The 19,231-nt window shown below is 71.7% G+C and carries 22 protein-coding genes and 1 other RNA gene; 5 read left to right on the top strand and 18 right to left on the bottom strand.

Translation table 11 applies throughout. The annotated features are described in order from the left end of the window. Nucleotides 1-4: 4 nt before the first annotated feature. Nucleotides 5-583, top strand: a complete 579-nt coding sequence (locus tag ISU07_RS12725; RefSeq protein WP_194707180.1) for an isochorismatase family protein — start codon at nt 5-7, stop codon at nt 581-583. Here ISU07_RS12725 and ISU07_RS12730 read toward each other — a convergent pair. The 3 genes from ISU07_RS12730 to hppD form a co-directional block, all read right to left on the bottom strand. Next, nucleotides 580-1,005 (bottom strand): nuclear transport factor 2 family protein, encoded by a 426-nt coding sequence (locus ISU07_RS12730; protein ID WP_323742582.1) that lies wholly within the window; start codon nt 1,003-1,005, stop codon nt 580-582. The two genes, ISU07_RS12725 and ISU07_RS12730, sit on opposite strands and share 4 nt — an antisense overlap. A 94-nt stretch (nt 1,006-1,099) precedes the next feature. Beyond that, nucleotides 1,100-1,639 carry a DUF1697 domain-containing protein gene (locus ISU07_RS12735; protein WP_194707181.1) on the bottom strand — a complete coding sequence of 180 codons (540 nt, stop codon included), beginning with the start codon at nt 1,637-1,639 and terminating at the stop codon, nt 1,100-1,102. 53 nt (nt 1,640-1,692) lie between these two features. Continuing rightward, nucleotides 1,693-2,916: a 4-hydroxyphenylpyruvate dioxygenase gene (gene hppD, locus ISU07_RS12740; protein WP_194707182.1), complete on the bottom strand. Its 1,224-nt coding sequence runs from the start codon at nt 2,914-2,916 to the stop codon at nt 1,693-1,695. Between the two features lie 81 nt (nt 2,917-2,997). Here hppD and ISU07_RS12745 point away from each other — a divergent pair, with 81 nt between their 5' ends. Beyond that, nucleotides 2,998-3,456, top strand: coding sequence for an Lrp/AsnC family transcriptional regulator (locus ISU07_RS12745; protein WP_194707183.1), 459 nt, complete (start codon nt 2,998-3,000; stop codon nt 3,454-3,456). Nucleotides 3,457-3,597: 141 nt separating this feature from the next. On the opposite strand, the gene ISU07_RS12750 is transcribed toward ISU07_RS12745, so the two are convergent. Together ISU07_RS12750 and ISU07_RS12755 are read right to left on the bottom strand one after the other, a co-directional pair. Continuing rightward, on the bottom strand, nt 3,598-5,379 hold the full coding sequence (locus ISU07_RS12750; RefSeq protein WP_194707184.1) for a DEAD/DEAH box helicase: 1,782 nt from the start codon (nt 5,377-5,379) through the stop codon (nt 3,598-3,600). Then, nucleotides 5,376-5,651, bottom strand: coding sequence for a DUF3039 domain-containing protein (locus tag ISU07_RS12755; protein ID WP_194707185.1), 276 nt, complete (start codon nt 5,649-5,651; stop codon nt 5,376-5,378). Before ISU07_RS12755 ends, ISU07_RS12750 begins: the two co-directional genes overlap by 4 nt. Nucleotides 5,652-5,710: 59 nt before the next feature. Between ISU07_RS12755 and ISU07_RS12760 the strand changes: the two genes are divergently transcribed. Continuing rightward, nucleotides 5,711-6,796 (top strand): WD40/YVTN/BNR-like repeat-containing protein, encoded by a 1,086-nt coding sequence (locus tag ISU07_RS12760; protein ID WP_194707186.1) that lies wholly within the window; start codon nt 5,711-5,713, stop codon nt 6,794-6,796. On the opposite strand, the gene ISU07_RS12765 is transcribed toward ISU07_RS12760, so the two are convergent. Continuing rightward, a complete protein-coding gene (locus ISU07_RS12765; protein WP_194707187.1) occupies nt 6,793-7,611 on the bottom strand; it encodes a MerR family transcriptional regulator in 819 nt (272 codons plus the stop codon). The genes ISU07_RS12760 and ISU07_RS12765 overlap by 4 nt on opposite strands. 89 nt (nt 7,612-7,700) lie before the next feature. Between ISU07_RS12765 and ISU07_RS12770 the strand changes: the two genes are divergently transcribed. After that, on the top strand, nt 7,701-9,167 hold the full coding sequence (locus tag ISU07_RS12770; protein ID WP_194707188.1) for an MFS transporter: 1,467 nt from the start codon (nt 7,701-7,703) through the stop codon (nt 9,165-9,167). On the opposite strand, the gene ISU07_RS12775 is transcribed toward ISU07_RS12770, so the two are convergent. Both ISU07_RS12775 and ISU07_RS12780 read right to left on the bottom strand, forming a co-directional pair. After that, nucleotides 9,082-9,639, bottom strand: coding sequence for a YqgE/AlgH family protein (locus ISU07_RS12775; protein ID WP_194707189.1), 558 nt, complete (start codon nt 9,637-9,639; stop codon nt 9,082-9,084). The two genes, ISU07_RS12770 and ISU07_RS12775, sit on opposite strands and share 86 nt — an antisense overlap. Next, on the bottom strand, nt 9,636-10,025 hold the full coding sequence (locus ISU07_RS12780) for a hypothetical protein (RefSeq protein ID WP_194707190.1): 390 nt from the start codon (nt 10,023-10,025) through the stop codon (nt 9,636-9,638). Before ISU07_RS12780 ends, ISU07_RS12775 begins: the two co-directional genes overlap by 4 nt. Before the next feature lie 115 nt (nt 10,026-10,140). On the opposite strand from ISU07_RS12780, the gene ISU07_RS12785 reads away from it, so the two are divergent. Then, nucleotides 10,141-10,770 carry a TetR/AcrR family transcriptional regulator gene (locus tag ISU07_RS12785; RefSeq protein WP_194707191.1) on the top strand — a complete coding sequence of 210 codons (630 nt, stop codon included), beginning with the start codon at nt 10,141-10,143 and terminating at the stop codon, nt 10,768-10,770. Here ISU07_RS12785 and ISU07_RS12790 read toward each other — a convergent pair. The 10 genes from ISU07_RS12790 to ISU07_RS24820 form a co-directional block, all read right to left on the bottom strand. Next, a complete protein-coding gene (locus ISU07_RS12790) occupies nt 10,754-11,782 on the bottom strand; it encodes a DUF3048 domain-containing protein (RefSeq protein ID WP_194707192.1) in 1,029 nt (342 codons plus the stop codon). The two genes, ISU07_RS12785 and ISU07_RS12790, sit on opposite strands and share 17 nt — an antisense overlap. A gap of 128 nt (nt 11,783-11,910) precedes the next feature. Further along, the gene (fabG, locus tag ISU07_RS12795; protein WP_194707193.1) at nt 11,911-12,666 is read right to left on the bottom strand and encodes a 3-oxoacyl-ACP reductase FabG; all 756 of its coding nucleotides are present in this window, start codon (nt 12,664-12,666) and stop codon (nt 11,911-11,913) included. A 35-nt stretch (nt 12,667-12,701) separates the two neighbouring features. Next, the gene (locus ISU07_RS12800; RefSeq protein ID WP_194707194.1) at nt 12,702-13,658 is read right to left on the bottom strand and encodes a DMT family transporter; all 957 of its coding nucleotides are present in this window, start codon (nt 13,656-13,658) and stop codon (nt 12,702-12,704) included. Next, the gene (locus tag ISU07_RS12805) at nt 13,655-14,065 is read right to left on the bottom strand and encodes an HIT family protein (RefSeq protein ID WP_194707195.1); all 411 of its coding nucleotides are present in this window, start codon (nt 14,063-14,065) and stop codon (nt 13,655-13,657) included. Before ISU07_RS12805 ends, ISU07_RS12800 begins: the two co-directional genes overlap by 4 nt. Nucleotides 14,066-14,075: 10 nt before the next feature. After that, complete coding sequence (locus ISU07_RS12810) at nt 14,076-15,314, bottom strand: RNA polymerase sigma factor (RefSeq protein ID WP_194707196.1); 1,239 nt, start codon at nt 15,312-15,314, stop codon at nt 14,076-14,078. Further along, nucleotides 15,311-15,751, bottom strand: coding sequence for a YciI family protein (locus ISU07_RS12815; RefSeq protein WP_194707197.1), 441 nt, complete (start codon nt 15,749-15,751; stop codon nt 15,311-15,313). The genes ISU07_RS12810 and ISU07_RS12815 overlap by 4 nt, the downstream gene beginning before the upstream one ends. Nucleotides 15,752-15,902: 151 nt before the next feature. Further along, nucleotides 15,903-16,272, bottom strand: a transfer-messenger RNA (tmRNA) gene (gene ssrA, locus ISU07_RS12820). A 23-nt stretch (nt 16,273-16,295) separates the two neighbouring features. Further along, on the bottom strand, nt 16,296-17,213 hold the full coding sequence (locus ISU07_RS12825; RefSeq protein ID WP_194707198.1) for an amidohydrolase family protein: 918 nt from the start codon (nt 17,211-17,213) through the stop codon (nt 16,296-16,298). Continuing rightward, nucleotides 17,210-17,686 carry an SsrA-binding protein SmpB gene (gene smpB, locus ISU07_RS12830; protein ID WP_194707199.1) on the bottom strand — a complete coding sequence of 159 codons (477 nt, stop codon included), beginning with the start codon at nt 17,684-17,686 and terminating at the stop codon, nt 17,210-17,212. The genes ISU07_RS12825 and smpB overlap by 4 nt, the downstream gene beginning before the upstream one ends. Nucleotides 17,687-17,831: 145 nt before the next feature. After that, nucleotides 17,832-19,052: a peptidoglycan DD-metalloendopeptidase family protein gene (locus ISU07_RS24820; protein WP_194707200.1), complete on the bottom strand. Its 1,221-nt coding sequence runs from the start codon at nt 19,050-19,052 to the stop codon at nt 17,832-17,834. Nucleotides 19,053-19,231: the final 179 nt, after the last annotated feature.

Below are 19,231 nucleotides of genomic sequence, written 5' to 3' on the forward strand. Positions count from 1 at the left end.
TCGCATGGCCCGCGCCCTGATCGTCGTGGACGTGCAGAACGACTTCTGCGAGGGCGGGTCGCTGCCGGTGGCGGGTGGCGCGGAGGTCGCCTTCGACATCGGCGCGCTGCTGCACCGGTGGGTGCAGAAGGGCCCGGACGCGCCGGCGTACGACGTCGTCGTGGCCAGCAAGGACCACCACATCGACCCCGGCACGCACTGGGACCGCGAGCCCGACTTCCGCGAGTCGTGGCCCGTGCACTGCAAGGTCGGCACCGACGGGGAGGCCTTCCACCCGAACCTGGACCCGCAGCCCTTCGACGCGATCTTCCTCAAGGGCAACCACGAGGCGGCGTACTCCGCCTTCGAGGGCCGCAACCTCGACGGTGTGCGCCTCGCCGACTGGCTGCGCGAGCGCGCGGTCGAGGAGATCGACATCTGCGGGATCGCGACCGACTACTGCGTGCTCCAGACCGCCCTGGACGCGGTGAAGGAGGGTCTGTCGACCACCGTGCTGCTCGATCTCTGCGCCGGCGTGGCGCCGGAGACGTCGACGGCGGCGGTGGGGCAGATGCGGGACGCCGGGGTGGAGATCCTGCGCTAGTCGTGCTGGCCGGGGCCCGCGGCCTCGGCTTCGCGCTGGTCGGTCAGCACCCGCTCGATCGCCGGCACCATGGCCTTCATCAGCGCCTCGAGCGCGGAGTGCGGCCGCACCATCACCCGGAAGTCGGCCACCAGGCCGTGCGCGTCGAGGCGCAGCAGGTCGATCCCCTCGACGGTCTTCATGCCGACCTTGGCCTCGAAGACGGCGGCGAAGCCGCGGCCGTCCTCCTCGAGGAAGGTGCGTGTGTAGTGGAAGTCCTGGAGGGTCCGTGCGACGGCCTTGAGCAGCACGATCGTGGCCGCCTTGCCCTCGTAGGGCTCGAACACGGCGGGACTGCGGAACACCACCTTCTCGGCGAGCATGTCCGACGCCGTGTCGATGTCGCCGCGTTCCAGAGCGGCCAGGAAGACCTCAGGTTCCACGTGCACTCCCCTCGTACCCCGGCCGCCTACGCCGGTCGGCGCGCACAGTCTGCCTCCTCCGGGCGTCCCAGGCGGCCATTTCCCGGGCGCTCGGTCAGTCGCCCCACTTCTCCGCCAGGTGCTTGACCACCGTGAGGTTGCGGTTGGTGGCCACCCCGAGCAGCTTCTCGACCATCGCGTTGCTGAGCCGGCCGCGTGCCGACGGCGTGACGACGAGCAGGTGCGCACCGCGGCCCTTCACGACGGCCAGGTCCTCTCCGTGGTCGAGGTCCTCGAGCTTCTTGACGTCCGCGGCCGCGGGCTTCTCCTTGAGCAGCGACACGTAGTGCGCGCCGGTGTTCTGGTGCTTCTCGGCCACGGCCACCGCGTCGGTGGCGACCTGGCGCAGCTCCGCCGGTGTCATCACGATCGTCGGCACCTCGAAGCCGGCGTGCTTCCTGAACGCCTGCTCCAGCTCCTTCTCGACCTTGGCTCGCGAGCGCAGGCTCGAGGCGAACCGCACGTTGCCGGTGTTGATGTAGGTCTCCACGTCGGTGAAGCCGCAGTCCTCGACGGCCTCGACGATCTTCGCCTTCGGGAACTTGCGCGTCGGGCCGAGGTTGATCGCCCGCAGGAACGCGACGTACGTGGGCACGCTCACATCCTGCCGGAATCTGCGCGGGGACCGTCGGCCGTAACGGTGGAAGCTCAGAGGTTGCCGCGCTTCTCCTGCTCGCGCTCGATGGCCTCGAAGAGCGCCTTGAAGTTGCCCTTGCCGAAGCCGAGCGAGCCGTGCCGCTCGATCAGCTCGAAGAACACCGTGGGGCGGTCGCCGAGGGGCTTGGTGAAGATCTGGAGGAGGTACCCGTCCTCGTCGCGGTCGACGAGGATCCCACGGCGCTGGAGCTCCTCGATCGGCACCCGCACCTCGCCGATGCGGGCCCGCAGCTCGGGGTCCTCGTAGTAGGAGTCGGGGGTGGCGAGGAACTCCACGCCGTTGGCGCGCAGCGCGTCCACCGAGGCGATGATGTCGTTGGTCGCCACGGCGAGGTGCTGGGCGCCGGCGCCTCGGTAGAACTCGAGGTACTCGTCGATCTGCGACTTGCGCTTGCCGATGGCCGGCTCGTTGAGCGGGAACTTCACGCGGTGGTTGCCGTTGGCGACGACCTTCGACATCAGGGCGGAGTAGTCGGTGGCGATGTCGTCGCCGATGAACTCGGCCATGTTCACGAAGCCCATCACCCGGTTGTAGAAGCCGACCCACTCGTCCATGTGGCCGAGCTCGACGTTGCCGACGATGTGGTCGAGGGCCTGGAACAACCGCTTCGGCTGGCCGTCCCGCTTCTCCCAGGTGGACTCCGCTGCGACGTACCCGGGGAGGTACGGGCCGTCGTACCGGCTGCGGTCGACGAGGGAGTGGATGGTGTCGCCGTACGTCGCGATGGCAGCGATCCGCACGGTGCCGTGCTCGTCGCTCACGTCCTCCGGCTCGCGGACGACGCGGGCGCCGGCGCGACGCGCCTGCTCGACGCACTTGTCGACGTCGGGGACCTCGAGCGCGATGTCGGTGACGCCGTCGCCGTGCTTGCGGTGGTGCTCGACCAGCGGGCTGTCGGGGTCGACCGCGCCGTTGATGACGAAGCGGATCGAGCCGGAGCGCAGCACGAAGGACTTGTGGTCGCGGTTGCCGTGCTCGGGGCCGGAGTACGCCTCGAGCCGCATCCCCCACGCGGACTGGTAGTAGTGCGCGCTCTGCGTGGCGTTGCCGGAGATGAACACGATCGCGTCCCAGCCGGTGACCGGGAAGACGTCGCTGTCCTCGTCGTACTCGACGAGCCCGACGAGCTGCTTGAGCTGGTCGAGGCTGAGGTCGGCCTTGAGCTCGTCCTCGGTCAGGGCGCCACCGGTGGAGGGGGTGTCGAACGTCGTCATGCGGTCAGACTCCCCGAGCAGGGCAGAGTGTGCAACAGTACGGCGGAACACTGAGCAACTTGTCCACTCGCGGAGGCAGCCATGGACGTCCTGGACCGCAAGGTGATCGACCTGTTCGCGGCTGAGCCGCGCATCGGCGTCCTCGAGGCGTCCCGCCGGCTCGGCGTCGCCCGCGGCACCGTGCAGGCGCGGCTGGACAAGCTCGCCGACTCCGGCGTGATCACCGGCTGGGGCCCCGACCTGTCCACCGAGGCGCTGGGCTACCCGGTGACGGCCTTCCTGACCCTCGAGATCCGGCAGGGCGCCGGCCACGAGACGGTCGCGGCCCACCTGGCCCAGATCCCCGAGGTCCTCGAGGCCTTCACCATCACCGGCGCCGGGGACATGTGGGCGCGCGTCGTCGCCCGCTCCAACGCCGACCTCCAGCGCGTCATCGACCAGGTGCTCCGCCACGACGGCATCGACCGCTCGACCACCGTCATCGCCCTGGCCACCCAGATCCCGTTCCGCGTGCTGCCGCTGGTGACCTCGCTCGCCTGACAGCCGAGTTGCGCCCCCGGCACGGCCGAGTTGCGCCCCCGGCACGGCCGAGTTGCGCCTCCGGCACGGCCGACTCGTCCTCAAGGCGCAACTCGCATGTCCCGGAGACGCAACTCGCGCGTCCCGGAGGCGCAACTCGACTCAGGACGTCCGCCGGGCCGCCAGCTCCCGCAGGTGGTTGATCCGCGCCCGTAGTTGGTCGGCGGAGGCCACGGCCGCGGCGGGGCCGCCGCAGTGCTTGCGAAGGTCGGCGTGGGTGACGCCGTGGGGCTGACCGGTGCGGTGGTGCCAGGCCGCGACGAGGCCGTTGAGCTCGCGGCGCAGGACGGCGAGCTGCTCGTACCGGGTCAATTCGGTTCCTGAGGAGGCGAGGGACGAGCCGTCTCGAAGGGCGGCCACCTCGTCGGCCGGATCCGCCGTGGGCCGTCGCGAGGCCTGGCGCTGGTGCAGCAGCGCCCGTACCTGGTCGGGCTCGAGCAGCCCGGGGATGCCGAGGAAGTCCATCTCCTCCTCGGACCCGACGTGCACCTCCCCGGAGTGGCCGAACGTCGCGCCGTCGAAGAGCACCTGGTCGAACCGGGCCTGTGAGCCCAGCGCCTCGAACGACCCGAGGAGGTCGTCGGAAGCGCCTTCACCGGCCTCGGCCCGGGCGAGCAGGGCGGCCTCGGCGTCCATCAGGTCCGCGTCCGACGAGATCGGCCGCCCGAGCACGTGGTCGCGCTGGCGCTCCAGCTCCGCGGCGTACCCGAGCAGGTGCGGCACCGACGGCAGGAACACCGACGCGGTCTCGCCGCGGGCGCGCGCCCGCACGAACCGGCCCACGGCCTGCGCGAAGAACAGCGGCGTGGACGTCGTCGTCGCGTAGACGCCGACGGCGAGACGGGGTACGTCGACGCCCTCGGACACCATCCGCACCGCGACCATCCAGCGGGCGTCGGAGTCGGTGAACTTCGCGATCTTCGAGGACGCGAGCTTCTCGTCGGACAGCACGACCGTCGGCGCCTCCCCGGAGATGCGGCGCAGCAGCGTGGCGTAGGACCGCGCCGCGTCCTGGTCGGTCGCGATGACCAGCCCGCCGGCGTCGGGCACGTGGCGACGTACCTCGGTCAGCCGGGAGTCGGCCGCCCCCAGGACCGCCGGGATCCAGGAGCCGGCCGGGTCGAGGGCCGTCCGCAGCGCCTGGGCATGCAGGTCGGCCGTCAGCGGCTCCCCCAACCGCGCGGCGATCTCGTCGCCGGCACGGGTGCGCCACTGCATCTCGCCGGAGTACGCCATGAACAGCACCGGCCGGACCACGTGGTCGGCGAGCGCGTGCTCGTAGCCGTAGGTGAAGTCGGCGACCGACCGGGGTACGCCGTCGGCGCCGGGCGCGTAGGTGACGAACGGGATCGGGTTGATGTCGGAGCGGAACGGGGTGCCGGTCAGCGCCAGTCGCCGCGTCGCCGGCTGGAAGGCCTCGCGCACGCCCTCGCCCCACGACAGCGCGTCACCCGCGTGGTGCACCTCGTCGAGGATCACCAGCGTCTTGTAGTTGTCGGTGCGGATCCGCATGGCCAGCGGGTTGACCGCGACGCCGGCGTACGTCACCGCGATGCCGACGTAGTCCTTCGAGGTCCTGCCCCTGCCCGCGGCGTACGTCGGGTCGATGGGGATCCCCGCACGGCCGGCGGCCTCGGCCCACTGGCGCTTGAGGTGCTCGGTCGGGGCGACGACCGTGATGCGGTCGACGACGCGGCGGCCGAGCAGTTCGGCGGCCACGGTGAGCGCGAACGTCGTCTTGCCGGCGCCGGGCGTCGCGACGGCGAGGTAGTCCCGGGGCGAGCGGGCGACGTAGTCGTTCATGGCCGCCGTCTGCCACGCGCGCAGGGACGGCGCCGTCCCCCATGCCGCTCGCTCGGGCCACGCGGGTCCGAGAGAGGTCACGCTCCGCCTTCACCGCCCGGGTCGCCTGAATTCTCTGGGAGGGACTCCCAGATCTCCTTGCAGTCCGGGCACACCGGGAACTTCTCCGGCGCCCGGCTCGGCACCCAGACCTTGCCGCAGAGGGCCACGACCGGGGTCCCCATGACCATGGCCTCGGTGAGCTTGTCCTTCTCGACGAAGTGCGAGAACCGCTCGTGGTCACCCTCGTCCGTCGTGACGGTACGGCGGTCCTCCAGGGTCTTCGTCTCGGTCGAGAAGCCGATCTGGGTCACCCGTCGGAGTCTACGGCCCGGCCTGGACAGGTTTCGGATCGACGGGCCAGGGTGGGTGGATGCGCACCTTCCTCGGGGCGGCCGCGGCCGCCGTACTCACCTTGTCCACCGCGGCCACGATGCCCGCCGACGCCGGCACCCTCTCGGGTCACGCAGCGGGCCTGAGCTGGAAGCGCGTCGACCTGCCGCACTCCCACCAGAGTCTGCGCGGCCTCGACGCCGTCGACGCGAAGGTGGCCTGGGTCAGCGGCGACGACGGCGGCGTGTGGCGCACCGTCGACGGCGGCGCGACGTGGAAGGACGTCCGTCCCGACGCGGAGAAGGCGCTGGCCTTCCGCGACGTCGAGGCCGACAGCGCGCTGGACGCCCAGGTGCTGGCGATCGGCCCGCGCGGGCAGAGCCGGATCTACCAGACCGACGACGGTGGCAGGACGTGGGCGCTGCGGTTCAAGAACACCGAGGCCACGGCGTTCTACGACTGCCTGGCGATGTTCCCCGACGGCCTGCACGGGTTGGCGATGAGCGACCCGGTCGACGGCAAGTTCCGGGTCATCGCCACCCAGGACGGCGGGCACACCTGGAAGAAGGTCGACCCGTCCGGGATGCCGAAGGCCAAGGACGGCGAGTTCGGCTTCGCGGCCAGCGGCACCTGCCTGGTGACCGCGGGGGTCAAGGATGCCTGGATCGCGTCGGGCGGCACCGCGGCGCGGGTCTTCCACTCCACCGACTACGGCCAGACCTGGTCGGTGGCGAAGACGTCGATCCCACCGAACGCCGACGGCGGTGGCGTGTTCTCGCTGGCGTTCACGACCTCGAAGGTCGGCATCGCCGTGGGCGGCAACTTCCTCGAGGAGGACAACGGCCGCAAGATGACCGCGCGTACCGGTGACGGCGGCGCGACCTGGGTGCGCGGCGGCAACGTCGGCGGGTACCGCTCCGGCGTCGACTGGGTGCCCTTCTCGAGCACCGCGGTCGCGGTCGGCCCGAACGGGACGGACGTCACCACCGACGGCGGCAAGACGTGGACGGCCATCGGGAAGACCGGCTTCCACTCCGTCCAGTGCGTGGGCACGATCTCGACGACCTGCTGGGCCAGCGGCCCCGACGGCATGGTCGGCAGGCTGCGGGGCCTGCCGAAGGGCTAGGCGGCCCCGGAGACCGGCCAGCAGACCTCGGTCGTGTGGGCGAGCAGGTCCGCCGGGTCGCCCGTCGGCGCGTACCTCTCGCGGATCGGCCCGTCGGAGGCGATGGCCCGGTCGAGCACGCGGCGGCCCAGGGCGCCGTACGCCCGGTCGAGGTCCATCGCCGGCCCGTCGAAGACGGTGACGGCCACCTGGGCGGCCGGGACGACGTACGGCGTCACGCCGGGCGGCAGCCGGTCCGGCACGGTCGCGACCGGCACGAAGGCGACCAGGTCACCGATGGTGTCGGTGAAGAAGTCCGTCGGGAACATCGTGCCGTCGAGGCCGGACCGGGTGGCACCGGAGGCGCGCAGCGCACGGTGGAGGGTGCGGAACGACTCCATCCACCAGGCCACCACGTCCGCGCCGGAGACCCGTGAGCGGATCGCGATGGTGGTCAGGTCCGGATCGGCGCGGTACTCGACGGGGAACTCCCCGTCCTCGGCGAGGAGCATCCGCTTGAGCGACTCGACGGTCGCCCGGGTCTCGGCGAGCTGGGCGCTCATCTTGTCCAGGTGGTCGACGATGACGCGGTTGCGTGCCGGCTCGTCCGGGGCGTCGAGGAACTCGCGCAGCCGCCCGATCGGCAGGTCGAGCTCGCGGAACCGGCGGATCAGCTGGGCGGTCGCGACCTGGCCGGCCTCGTAGAACCGGTAGCCCGACGAGGGGTCGATGCGGGCCGGGGCGAGCAGGCCCTCCTCGTGGTAGTGCCGCAGCGTCTTCACCGACAGGAAGGTCATCTTCGAGAACTCGCCGATGCTCACCAGCTGGTCGCTCATGGGCCCAGCCAACAGTCTCCCCCTGGGGGAGGGTCAATGCCGCCCGGGCCCTTGACCCTCCCCCTGCGGGAGACCGGAGCGTCCTCGACATGGACACGACACACGAATTGCGCAACGAACCGGGGTGGGGACCCCTGGCCGTGCTGATGGGCGGCATCTTCCTGGTGGTCCTCGACTTCTTCATCGTCAACGTCGCGCTGCCGTCGCTGCAGACCGACCTCCACGCCACCAGCAGCGGCCTCGAGTGGGTCGTCGCGGGCTACGGCCTGACCTTCGCGGCCCTCCTCATCGCCGCCGTCCGCCTCGGCGAGCGCTGGGGCCGGCGGCGCGTCTACGTGCTCGGCATCGGCGTCTTCGTGCTCGCCTCCGCGGCGTGCGGCGCCGCGCCCACCATCGAGACCCTGGTCGCGGCCCGGCTCGCCCAGGGCGTCGGCGGTGCCATGGTCAGCCCGCTGGTGCTGGCGCTGGTCCGCGACGTGTACGCCGGCGGCCGGCTGGCCAGGGCGATCGGCATCTACTCCGCCGTGATGGGCCTGGCCGCGGCCTCCGGGCAGCTGATCGGCGGGGCGCTCATCTCGGCCGACGTGGCCGGCCTCGGGTGGCGCGCGATCTTCTGGGTCAACGTGCCCGTCGGCCTGGCCGTGGTCGCCGGCGCGCCCCGTCTGCTCCCGAACCGCCGTGGCGCGGCCGCCCGCGTCGACGTCGCCGAGCTGCTGCTGGCGACGGTGACCCTGACCGCGCTGCTGCTCCCGCTCATGGAGGGCCGCCGGCTCGACTGGCCGGCCTGGACCTGGGCGAGCCTGGCGCTGGCCGGGGCGAGCGCCGTGGCGACGTACGCCCGCGGCCGCACCCTCGTGGCCCACGGACTGCGTCCGCTCGTCGACCCGGTGGCGTTCCGCTCGTCCACGGTCCGCGTCGCGGTGGCCTGCCAGGGCTTGCTGTTCGTCGGGATGGCGTCGTACTTCCTGGTGCTCGCGCTGTACCTGCAGCTCGGCCGCGGCCTCTCGGCCCTGGAGTCCGGGCTGGTCTTCACGCTGGTGGCCATCCCCTACATGGCCGGCACCGTCGCGGTTCCGCGCGTCGCCGCCCGGCTGGGCACCCGCACGGTGGCGAGCGGCGCGGCGGTCTTCGCCCTCGGCCACGTGGCCCTCTGGGTCGCGGTGCGCACCGACGCCTCCGTGGCCGACCTGGCTCCCGGCCTCGTCCTGGCCGGGCTCGGGATGGGCGTCGCCCTCACCTCGCTCATCGGCGCGGCGATGACCGGTGTCGAGCCGGCGACCGTCGGTGCGGTCTCGGGCGTGCTCTCCACCGTCCAGCAGGTCGGCAACACCCTCGGCGTCGCCGTCGTCGGCATGGTCTTCTTCGGCGGCGTGACGGCCGGGTACGACGTGGCGATGGCCCACAGCCTGCTCGTGCTCGCCGGCACCACCACCGCGGTCGCGCTGCTGGCGACCCGGCTGCGGCCGGCGGTCAGTTCAGGTCGGGGTCCAGAGGTCGCGTCGAGTGCCAGGCCAGCTCACCCGGTTGGCGGCGGAGCACGTCGCGCCACAGGCTGACGGTGTCGTCGCGGAAGCAGTCGGGAGGGAGGGAGGGCACGACGTACCAGCTGCCCTCCTCGATCTCGCCCTCGAGCTGACCGGCGCCCCACCCGGCGTACCCGGCGTAGATCCGCAAGCCGGACAGGCTGCCGTCGATGAGCTCGACGGGAGTGTCCAGGTCGATCACGCCGATCTCGTCGGTGACGACGCGGTAGCCGACCGGGGTGTCGTCGCTGGACCGCAGCCGGCCGACCGCCAGCGCGCCCTCTGTGGAGACCGGGCCGCCCTGGAACAGCACGTCCGGCTGGGCCACGACCGACGCCCAGGGCTCGAGCACGTCGGACACCGGCACGGTCGAGGGCCGGTTGAGCACGACGCCGAGCGCGCCGTTCTCGTCGGCGTCCAGCAGGAGCACGACCGTCTCCGCGAAGTTCGGGTCGACCAGCTGCGCGGTGGCCACCAGCAGCTGACCGGCGCGCAGGTCGGTCATGCGACCAGTGTGCCGTACCTCCCGAGCAGCGCCTGCTCCTTGGCGGCCGCGACGCGGGTGGCCCGCGCCATCGTCTCGTCGAGCGGGTGCTCGGTGTAGTGGTCGATGATCGCGCGGACGCCGGGCAGCTCGCCGGCGGTCTGGCGCCAGGCGTCCAGGGCCGCGGCCTCCTGCTCGTCGGGGTGCCGCATGATCTCGTGCTCGATCCGGCCGGCCAGGCGGGTGTGCCAGCGCAGCTGGAGCGCGCCGAGCAGCGTCAGCTCGTCGCCGAAGGTCTCGCGGGCGCCGGGGACGTCCATGGGCAGCAGGCCGTCGCGGCGGGCGTCGGCGGTGGTCAGCACGTCGCGGAGAACGGCACCGCGGTCGTGGAAGCTCTTCCAGGTCATGAACTCGCTCCTTGTCTCGTGGGGGTTCACATACCATCAGTACGTACTTACGGTATGTAATCGGACGGCGGTATGCAAACCTCTCCGCCCGTGACCTGGGTCATAGGGTGACGGCGTGAGGGTCAAGGGTCAGATCCGACGGGGTCGCCGGGCGGAGTACTCCGCCACCACCAAGCGGGCCCTGGTCGAGGTGGCCCGCGAGCTGTTCACCGAGCAGGGGTACGCCGGGACGTCGCTCGACGCGATCGTGGCCGGCGCCGACGTGACCAAGGGCGCGCTGTACCACCACTTCGCCGGCAAGCAGGCGCTGTTCGAGGCGGTCTTCGAGAAGGTCGAGCAGCACGCGTCCCGGGCGATCCACGACCGCATCAAGAACGAGAAGGACCCGTGGGAGAAGGCCCGGGCGGGGCTGCGCGCGTTCCTGGAGGTGGTCCGGGACCCGACGTACCGTCGCGTCGTCATCCAGGACGGGCCGGCGGTGCTGGGCTACGAGCGCTTCCGCGAGCAGGAGGAGCGGTCGACGTACGCCAACGTGCTGGTGATCGTGACCTCGGTGCTCAGCACGGGCGAGTGGGACCTCGAGCCCGCCATGCAGCGCACCTTCGCGACGATCTTCTTCGGCGCGATGTCCGCGGCCGGCGAGTCGGTGTCGCTCGCCGAGGACCCGGAGGCCGCCGGCGACCGCGTGGAGGCCGCCATCGGGATCATCCTGGACGGCCTCCAGGCGCTCACTTCTGCCAGGTGACGTTGCCCGGGCCCGCCGGGACCAGCTCCATCCACACGTGGCCGGCGGGGACGGTCAGCCGCTTGCCCTTGAACTCCAGCTCGAGGATCGAGCTCAGCGCGTCCTTGTGCCACGTCGCGCGGACGACGCGCCCGCCGTGGAACAGCCAGGCCTGGCCGTCGCCGACGAACTGGGTCTCGGGGACGTGGTTGCCGGCCGGGTCGAGGTACCCCGCGTCGCCGACCTTCACCTGGAGCGTGAGCACGGTGTCGGCCGGGAACTGGTCGTCGGCGCCGGCGTTGGAGTTCGTGTTCTTGTAACCGTCACCGTCGTAGGACCACTCCGTCGTGTGCCCGCCGGAGAACTGCACGGCGAACGACGAGGCCTTCTTGCCCTGCGGCAGGTCGCTCCCGTCGCCCCACGGCAGGTAGTCGGCCGGCCGGACCTCGGGCTGCTTGATGGACTTCGCCGTGGCGGTGAGGTGGGCGAAGAGGTTGTACGGCGCGGAGCGCGAGGTGTCGCGGTACGTGCCGGCGCCGCCCTCCTGGATGAACGGGATCTTGGCGCCCTGGATGCGGTTGATCGTCACGCGGGCCGCACCCGACGTGATCACGGTCGCGTCGTCGTGCGGCACGATCCCGATGTCGCTGGCGCGCATCGAGCGCACCGGGCCGGCGTTGTCGGGGACCTGGGAGTAGAAGAAGACCGCCAGACGGGTCAGCCCGCCCTCGACGAGCTCCTCGACGACGAGGTCGGCCTTGCTCAGGCCGACCTGCGGCGCGCTGGACGTCGTGTTGTCGATCTTGGTGACCAGGATCGGGTGCTTCTCCACCGAGCTGTCGCCGTCGGCGACGGGCAGACCGGTCAGCGGCCAGGTGTCCGGCTCGGCGACCTCCTCGTCACTCGCCGAGGGCGTGAACGGCGTCGACGGGTCGGCCTGCGGAGTGGCCGACTTCGAGTCGTCACCCCCGCCGCACGCGGCCAGGCTGGCGGCCGTCAGGGTGGCGGCGACGAGGACGGAGAGTGGGCGCAAGGAAGGGCGCACGTGGGTGACTCCGATCAGGGGCAGAACACGAATCTGCTCCATTGTGGTTGTCTTTCAGGGGCGATCCGCGCAGGAGCGGGGTGTCGGCGCGTCGGTCACGGACCACGGGCTCACGTTCAGACGAGCGTGGCGCCGCCGTCGACGTACAGCACCTGGCCGGTGACGTACGACGCCTCGTCGCTGCACAGGAACGCGGCCACCGCGGCGATGTCCTCCGGGAAGCCGACGCGCTTGACCGGGTTCCGATCGGCGGCGGCGGCGCGGAAGTCCTCGACGCTCATCCCGACCCGGGCGGCCGTGGCGTCGGTCATGTCGGTGGCGATGAAGCCGGGGGCGATGGCGTTGACGTTCACGCCGAACGGGCCCAACTCGATGGCGAGCGTCCGGGTGAAGCCCTGGATGCCCATCTTGGCGGCGGCGTAGTTGGCCTGGCCGCGGTTACCCAGCGCGCTGACGCTGGACAGGTTGACGATCTTGCCGAACTTCTGGCCGGTGAAGACCTTCTGCGCGGCCCGGGACATCAGGAACGCGCCCCGCAGGTGCACGTTCATCACGGTGTCCCAGTCGTCCTCGGACATCTTGAACAGCAGGTTGTCGCGGGTGACGCCGGCGTTGTTGACCAGGATGTGCAGCCCGCCCAGTTCCCCGACGACCCCGGTCACGGCGGTCTCGACCGAGGCCGAGTCGCCCACGTTGCAGGCGAGGCCGAGGTGACCCTCCCCCAGGCCGGCGGCGGCCTCCGTCGCCTGGCCCTCGTCGAGGTCCAGGACGGCGACCTTCGCGCCCTCCTCGGCGAACCGTCGCGCCGTGGCCAGCCCGATCCCGCGGGCGGCTCCGGTGACGACGGCGACCCGCCCGTCGAATCGGCCCATGTGACGTCCTCCTGTGTCGCAGCTCGGCCCCCGCCTCAGCCCGTCACTGTAGGACGGCCGGGATCGGGGTCGGCCACCGGTCCCGCGCCGGTGGGGTGCTTCTCCCGCGCCGTGCCGGCGATGGCCGCGACGACCAGCACGATCCCGAGCACGCCGAACGCCGCGAGCCGCTCGCCCAGGAAGGCGGCGGCGGCGACGGCCGCGGTCACCGGCTCGCACAGCGTGGCGACGACCGCCGCGCTGCTGGTGGTCGTGCGCAGGCCGGAGTAGAGGAGGGCGTAGGCCAGGGCGAACGTGAGCGCGCCGAGGTACAGGAGGGTCAGCAGTGCGACCGGGTCGGTGGTGCCGTACGGACCGCCGGCGACCAGCGCCACCGGCACCAGCCCGCAGGCGCCGACGACGGTGGCCGTCGTGGTCAGCACCAGTGGTGCCGTCGAGCGCGCGAGGGGCTCGCCGACGGCCGTGGCGACGGCGTACGCCGAGCCGGACGCGATCGCGGCCAGCACGCCGGGCACGGGGTGCGGCCCCGTCTCGCCGAGCCCGGCCGACCCGCTGACCAGCACCAGCCCGCCCAGGGCCGCGAGCACGGTGAGCACCTCGACCAGGTCGGGCCGCCGGTGGTGCCGGACCGCGTCGCGGATCGTGAGCGCCAGGGGCGCGACGCCGAGGCTGACGACGGTCGAGACGGTGACGCCGACCCAGACGACCGAGGCGAAGTAGAGGGCCTGGTACGACGCGGTGGCCAGCCCGACGAACACGGTCGGCCCGGGGCGTTCGCGCAGCAGCCGCAGCACGCCGCGGAGCTGGCTGCTCAGCACGCAGGCCGCGAGCAGGACCAGGGCGGCGATCGACGTGCGGTAGGCGCTGATCGTGGTCGCCGAGAGGTCCGCCCCACCCATCGAGGGGTCGCGGATCACCGTGACGGCCAGCCCCCCGGTGCCCCAGAGGACACCGGCGAGGCAGATCTGGAGGAGCCCGGCGCGCTTCCTCATGCGAGGGCCGCGCGCACGCGGTCGGCGTAGGACGTCATCTCCGCGTCGTCGGCGTACTTCGTGCGCGGCCAGAAGAACCCGCGCAGCCCGTCGCCCTTGGTACGCGGCACGACATGGAGGTGCAGGTGCGGCACGGACTGGCTGACCGTGTTGTTCGTCGCCACGAACGAGCCCTGCGCTCCGAGGCCCTCGACCATCGCCGTCGCCAGCCGCTGCGCCTGGGCGAGGAAGCCGTCGCGCAGCCCGGCGGGCAGGTCCGGCAGCGTGACGACGTGCTGGCGCGGCACGAGCAGGACGTGCCCCTTGAAGACCGGGCGGATGTCGAGGAAGCCGACGAAGTCGTCGTCCTCGAGCACCCGTGCCGCATCGGTCTCCCCCGCGACGATCGCGCAGAACAGGCACGCCATGGGCGTCACGCTAGCCAGCAGGCTCCGCCGCTCCGCGCAGCCGGGCTGCCTCGCGGACGAGGTGGTCGCGCTCGCGACGGTCGGTGGTGCGGTCGGCGGCGGCGCGCAGGTCGGCGTACGCCGCGTCGCGGTCGCCCGCGAGCTCGCGGAGGTGGCCACGGACGGCGTACAGGCGCGGGTGGCCGGCCAGCCGCGGCTCGACCTCCGCGACCAGCGCGAGGCCGGCCTCCGGGCCCTGCGCCATCGCGGTGGCGACCGCGCGGTTCAACGTGACGATGGGGTTGCCGGTGACCTGCTCGAGCAGGTGGTAGAGCGCCGTGATCTGGGGCCAGTCGGTCTCGTCGGCCGTGGCGGCCCGGTCGTGGACCGCCGCGATCGCGGCCTGGATCTGGAAGTCGCCGACCTCGCCGTGCCCGACCGTCCCGTCCAGGAGGTCGGTGCCCTCGCGCACCATCGCCCGGTCCCAGCGGGTGCGGTCGTGGTCGGCGAGCGACACGAACCGGCCGGCCGGGTCGAGGCGGGCCGGGCGGCGCGCCTCGATCAGCAGCATCAGGGCCAGCAGGCCGGCCGTCTCGGCGTCGGCCGGAGCCGCTGCGCGCACCATGCGGGCCAGCCGGATCGCCTCGCGCGAGAGCTCGCCGCGCTGGGCGTCGTCGCGCGCGGCGCCGGCGTACCCCTCGTTGAAGAGGAGGTACAGCACCCGCAGCACGCTCGGCAGCCGTTCGGCCACCTCGTCCGGCGAGGGGCTCTCGAAGCGCGCACCCGCCTTCTTGATGGTGGCCTTGGCGCGGGAGATGCGCTGGGCCATCGTCGGCTCGGGCACCAGGAACGCCGCGGCGATCTCCGCCGTGGTGAGGCCGCCGACCGCGCGCAGGGTGAGCGCGATCGCGCTGGCCGGGGTCAGCGACGGGTGGCAGGCGAGGAACAGCAGCGCCAGGCTGTCGTCGCGGCCGATGATTTCGGTGTCACCAGGCTCGTCGGGCTCCTGGTCGGCGACCTTCTCCTCGCGGGCGCGGCGGCTGGCCTCGCTGCGGTAGGCGTCGATCAGCCTGCGGGTCGCGGTCTGCAGCAACCAGGCTCGCGGGTTGCCGGGGAGCCCGTCCTCGGGCCAGTGCCGGTACGCCGCGATCAGCGCCTCCTGGACGGCGTCCTCGGCGCCGTCGAAGTCGGCGTACCTCCGGCCGAGCACGCCGAGGACCTGCGGCGCGAGCCCGCGCAGCAGGTCCTCCAGCCCGGGCTCGCCGCTCACGTGCCCCGGGCGGAGTCGAGGTAGTCGAGCATGTCCGCGACCCCCGACGGCCCGTCCTCCATCACCTGGCGGACGTGGGTCGGCTGGCCCGTGGGGACGCCGCCGCGGCCCGGTACGGCGGAGACCAGCGCCGCGATCTCGAGCGCGCGGGCCTCGTCGGGGACCTCGACGATCAGGTAGCCGGCGAGCCACTCCTTGAACTCCTGGAAGGGCCCGTCGGTCACCACCGGCTCGCCACCGGGGCCCGAGCGGACGATCTTGGCGCGGTCGGGCCCGGTGAGGATCGTGGAGTCGACCAGCTCGCCGCTCTCCCGCAGCTGCCGGCCGAGCACCTCGTAGTAGTTGAGGTGCGCGCTGACCTCGTCCTCGGTCCACTCCTCCATCGGCGTGGGGTCGGCGCCCGGCTCGAACGTCGTGCCCAGCAGGTACTTCGGCATCTGCGGCCTCCTGTCTCCGTCGGCGCCCGCGTGGCGCCGTACGTAGGAGGGACGGAGCCGCCGGCCGGTCCTCGACATCGTGCCCCAACGCGGAAGATCCCCGGCACCAGGTGCGGGGGATCTTCCGTGTCGATCGTCACGAGGTGATCGTCGGTGGAGCTGGCGGGAATCGAACCCGCGTCCTCGAGCGTCGAACCAGGTCTTCTCCGGGTGCAGTCGGTGAAGGCGTTTTCTCGGCCCCGGCGCTCGCACAGACACGTCGCCGACAGGCCCAGTCAGGAAAAAGTCCCGGTCACTCCTCCTGACAGGAAGTGACCAGCAAGTCCCCTAGATGAGGCCAGGGTCCGGGACGGAGACGGATGCCCGGTCTGACCCTTCGTTCACCGCTCAGGCGGCGAGAGCGAAGTGACTGCGCTTAGCGTTGGCAGTTGTTGTTTTCCAGCGATCGTTTACGAGATGACGCTGGCTCCTCGACCCGCTTCTCCTGGAACTAACGTCCCAAGTCGAAACCGATCAGCCCCTCTTGAGTTGTGAAGCCCCCAGTCTAGTCGGCGGTCGCCACGACCGCTGATTCGGGCGACGAACCGAAAAGACGGGCACCGTTGTCCCAACACACCGCTCGGAGCCACGATTCCCCGAGGTCGAGGGCCGCGAGCGACTCCAGCTGGTGGAGGTAGGGGTACGGGATCGTCGGGAAGTCGCTGCCCAGCAGCACCTTGTCCCGGAGGTCGCGCAGGCGGGGCAGGAGCGAGGGAGGGTACGGCGCCAGGTCCTCGAAGAAGGTCGTGAACGCCATCGTGGTGTCGAGGTGGACGCGCTCGTACCGCTCCGCGAGCGCCAGGAACTCCACGTACTCCGGCGCCCCCAGGTGCGCGACCACGAGGCACAGCCGCGGCCACCGCGCGAGGATCGCCGCCATCGGCCCTGGTCCCGTGTACGCGTTGGACACCGGTCCCGAGCCGGCGTGCAGCACGACCGGCGTACCGCTCGCCTCCAGGCGCGACCACACCCCGTCGAGCAGCGGGTCGTCGAGGTCGAAGGCGCCGACCTGCACGTGCACCTTGAACACCTCGATGCCCGCGTCCACCAGCGCGCCGACGTACGCCGCCGCCTCCGGCTCCGGGAAGAACGTCCCCGACCACAGCACCTCGGGCACTTCCTGGGCGAAGGTGCGGGCCCAGTCGTTGAGGTACGTCGCGACGCCGGGCTTGTGCGCGTACGGCAGCGCCGAGAAGCGGCGTACGCCCAGCTCCCGCAGCAGCGCCACCCGGTCCGGCACCGGGACGCGGTAGCGGATCGGCCAGGCGCGCCCGATCTTGGGGCCGGCGTGGTCGAAGTGGTCCCAGATCAGGCGCTGGAAGTCGGGCGGGTGGAAGTGCACGTGCACGTCGAACAGGCCGGGCAGCCCGAGGTCCCGCCAGAAGGCCCGGGTGGCGTCGACGGGCTCCTCGCGAGAGGTCAATCCATGCCCTTGAGCCGGCGACCCAGCGCCTGCTCCTTCTCGCGGTCGGCCTGGCGCGCGGCCAGCGACTGCCGCTTGTCCCAGGTCTTCTTGCCCTTGGCCAGGGCGATCTCGACCTTGGCCCGGCCGTCCTTGAAGTACAGCGCCGTCGGCACGATCGTGAAGCCCTTCTCGCTCACCTTGCGCTCGATCTTGTCGATCTCGACGCGGTTGAGCAGGAGCTTGCGCTTGCGGCGGGCGGAGTGGTTGGTCCAGGTGCCGTTGGTGTACTCCGGGATGTGCACGCCGTGGAGCCACGCCTCGTGCTCCTCGATGTCGACGAACCCGTCGACCAGGGACGCCCGACCTTCGCGCAGCGACTTCACCTCGGTGCCGACGAGCACCAGCCCGGCCTCGTAGGTGTCCTCGAGGTGGTAGTCGTGGCGGGCGCGCCGGTTCGACGCGACCAGTTTGCGCCCCTGCTCCTTCGGCATTGCGCCATCCTCTCAGGGGCGAAAACCGCTGGTCGAGGAGGTTGCGCTAGCAACCGTCACGAGACCCCGTGACGGGATCGCGGCCGTCTCGCCGGGTCTCGTGACAGGCGCTAGCGCGCCTTCCTCGACCAGCGGAGAGCGGCTCTCAAAAATACTTCATCGGGTCGACGGGGTGGCCGTTCTCCATGACGGTGAAGTGGAGGTGGCAGCCGGTGGACCAGCCGGTGGTGCCGACGTACCCGACCGTCTCGCCGCGGCGGACGACCTGGCCGCTGCCGACGGCGTACCGGGAGAGGTGGTTGTAGATGACGGTGATGAACTTGCCGTTCACCATGCCGAGGTTGATGTAGAGGCGGTTGCCCCAGACCGAGGAGTAGTACTCGGTGAGCACCTTGCCGTTGCGCACCGCCACCAGCGGTGCGCCGCAGGGGGCGCCGAAGTCGTCGCCGTCGTGCAGGCCCCAGTAGTGGTAGATGGGGTGGATGCGATAGCCGTACGGCGAGGTGATCGGCCCGCTGACCGGGTGCATGAGCAACCCGTTGGTGTCGACCGGTCCGCCTCCGTGGGCCGCCGCCTTGCGGGCCTCACGGGCGGCCTTGCGGCGGGCGCGCTCGCGGGCCTTGCGGATCGCCTCCTGGATCAGCCGCTGGATCTTGGCTTCCTGCCGCTTCAGCTTGGCCAGGGCCTTCTTGTCCTTCTGCTTGGCCTCGAAGGCCATCGCCTCGGCGTCCTTGCGGTCGCCGACCAGTCCCTTGACCTTGTCCTTGGCGTCCAGCGCCTCCTGGGTCAGCTGCTGCATCTCGACGAGGTGGTCGGCGGCCTCCTGCCGCTTCGCGGCGACGTCGGCGGTCGCCTCCTGCACCTCGTTCTCGTGCACCTTGAGCAGCACCTCGGCGGCCTGGAGGTCGTCGTAGGCGTTGGACTGCTTGTCCATGATCGAGCTGTTCGCCTCGTGCTGGCGGGTCAGGTCGGCCGGCGACTGGGCGTCCATCAGGCTGCCGATCGCCATCAGCCCGGGGTCGCCCTGCTCGTAGATCGAGGTGATCGCGTCGACGACCGCCTCGTGCTGGTCCTGGAGCGCGCTCTTCCCCTGGGCGACGTCGTCCTGGGCCTGCGCGAGGCGGGCCTCGGCCGCGGCCAGGGCCGCCTTCATCTCCTCGTCGCGCTGTCGCGCGACCTCCAGCCGCGCCCGTACGTCGCCCAGCTCGGCGCGCGCCTCGGTGAGCTGCTCGCGGGCGTGCGACAGGGCCTGCGTGGCCTGGCGCAGCCGGGCGCTCGACTCGTCGAGGTCGTGGTTGGCCCGCTCGACCTTGCGGTGCACCTTCTGCTGCTTGTCGCGCAGCTCACCGGCGTTCGCGGTCGGCACGGAGGGGAGGGTGAGGGCTCCGACCGCCAGGGCCAGGGCGACTGCAGCCGTGGCCGTGCGTCGGCAACCGATGCGGGGGAAGGAACGCACCTGTACGCCTTTGGGTGTTCGGGGAAGTGAACACCGTCGACGCTAAGGGACGCGCACGTGCCGATCGCGCCGACACGCGGAGCCGAGAG

The organism is Nocardioides islandensis (assembly GCF_015352455.1).
GTDB lineage: Bacteria > Actinomycetota > Actinomycetes > Propionibacteriales > Nocardioidaceae > Nocardioides > Nocardioides islandensis.